This window comes from Tunicatimonas sp. (genome assembly GCF_049647865.1).
Taxonomy (GTDB): domain Bacteria; phylum Bacteroidota; class Bacteroidia; order Cytophagales; family Cyclobacteriaceae; genus Tunicatimonas.
On sequence record NZ_JBARYM010000870.1, the window covers coordinates 1 to 2,161 of the forward strand.

The window sequence follows — 2,161 nt, forward strand, 5'->3', positions numbered from 1 at the left end:
CATGCTTGATTTTACTTATAAATAACTTTAAGGGCAAAATGATATCATCTTACCAAGCTTTAGTAGCATCTAACATAGTTTTCGTGTCTAAGCGTGAAAAAGTACCTAAATATGGGAGCTACCTATAAAAGCCAAAAAGTTAACTTAAATAAATAAGCGCTCTCCAAAAGTATTATTTTCTTCATGAGTACAGCCCTTTATTGTAGTGTAATGGTTTCAAGGCTTACAAGTCCCCCGGTCCTAGCCGGATAGAATAGTTCGGGAGAAGATAGTATGACCAGCGTATTGCCATCTCGAGCGATGAACCAAGGATACCCTTTGGTAGGTAGCTTGGTAGAAACGGCAGTATTGCCTTCTATTGTTGATTTTAGAACGGCTTTTTGATTGGTTAGCGTTGAATAGATAATAGTACCCTCTGAAGAAAACTCAAAGTCTGACTGATAAGACTCCCCTTTTGTGAGTTTAGTGACATAGGTCATATTCTCATCAGCGGTAAACACAAAGCCTTCTGTGGTGGTAACAATGTAGTTGCTAGACACTGCTGCCCACCGATGATCTATCCTGTACTCCGTATGGTAAGGGTCATCGGTTTTAGCAATCAATTCGCCTTGGTCATTAAACGTGTAATGACTGATAGATCCAGGAGAAAATGTGGAAGTAAACGTAACTAGATGACTGTCGTCTTGCAGAAACAGAACAGATTTTTTTTCTGCGCGAACAGTTGTGGATAGTTGGAGTGATTTTCGGTCATAAATATGCAGATTGCCTCGGTCAAACATACCGGAGCAAAAAATTTTTCCTTGACTATTAACGGCCACGGCATAAGCTGATTCGCCAGTATCAATGGAATCAATTGCTGAAAGGCTGGTAGCTTCGTGAATATATATTTTATGATCTGAGCAGGGCACAAATACTTCAATGATACCATTTTGCTCTTGTATATCGAATTGGCCAATTCTTCCTGGGAACTCGAGACGTTTAAGAACAATTTTTTTTTCATAATCCATCAGAATCAACGAGGTTAGGTCTCGGGCAATTGCCATTTTCTCTTCAGGTATGAGCTCCAATTGGTAGGGGCCGAAATTCCAAACCGTCCTACCGATGAGCTCCACCTCATTGCTTTGAATTTCTGTACCACCAGTCGTGGTAGAGACATAATATGTTACCGGACTTCCTAACGGCTGATCCTCCTCAATTATATCATAAAAGTAGTTGGTGGTCGAGTCTGCCTGAACGATGAGTTCGGGTTGAGATTCAAACTCCTTGAAAGTTCGCCAGATATGATACCCGCTATTATATTCAATTTGGGTCCAATCTAACCGTGCCTGGGTTTCGGATACTTTTTCAGCGGTAAGCTCAAAGAGCATAAGGTTATCCTCATCTTTTTCCTCACAACTGGTAGAAAAGAAAGTTGTATGTAGCAAGAAACTTACAATAGAAATTCTGTAAGAATAGCCAAATTTATACCGCGTATTCCTCATAAATTCTAGAATGTTCGTGTGGTTAAAAAGGTGGTATCTCTTCTTCTTCATTGTAAACTCGTATAATCTTCAAGCAGCTTGTTCAACATGCTTCCACGTGAAGATACTACAGCAAAATCCAGGGTAAAGCATACTTCTTTAGGTTTCCTTACTCAAGTAGGAAAAGATTCAATAACTATATTGAGTTTCGGTGCTTTCCGACAGGTTTTAGGTAGGGCTATACTGTACTCGTTGAAATCAAAAAAATTATTACTGTAAGCAATAGCAGCTGCATTTTATATTTAAATAATGTGTTGTGAGTTGACTTTAAGACAACACTAACGATCTAGCCCTATGTAAAAAAGGACCCGTTTCTATATCCTCTCCTTCTCCCAATCAAGTCCTTACATTTTTCCCTTTAGGTAGTGTAAAAAGTCCGATAATATTCAAGGTGTAAAAAAAGCCTGTACTTGCTGCCTTATTACACCGTCTCGGATCTTCAAATCAGAAAGGGTATAAAGGAGGATAGAAGCACAAAAAATTATAAAATAAACCCTCCTTTAAGCCATAAAAATAATATAGTGAAAACCATGTACATTTACGCAACAATGATTATAAAATAAATCTAACTAAACTATTTTCTTCTAATCAATAAATTTATGCCCCGAAATATTGCCTATTTACGCGTCTCTACCCTAGAC

Annotated in this window: 1 protein-coding gene; it reads right to left on the reverse strand. The window is 38.3% G+C overall.

Annotation, left to right across the window (positions count from 1 at the left end; genetic code table 11):
* Window positions 1-197: 197 nt before the first annotated feature.
* Window positions 198-1,424, reverse strand: coding sequence for a hypothetical protein (locus WBA23_RS25045; RefSeq protein ID WP_424585014.1), 1,227 nt, complete (start codon window positions 1,422-1,424; stop codon window positions 198-200).
* Window positions 1,425-2,161 lie beyond the last annotated feature (737 nt).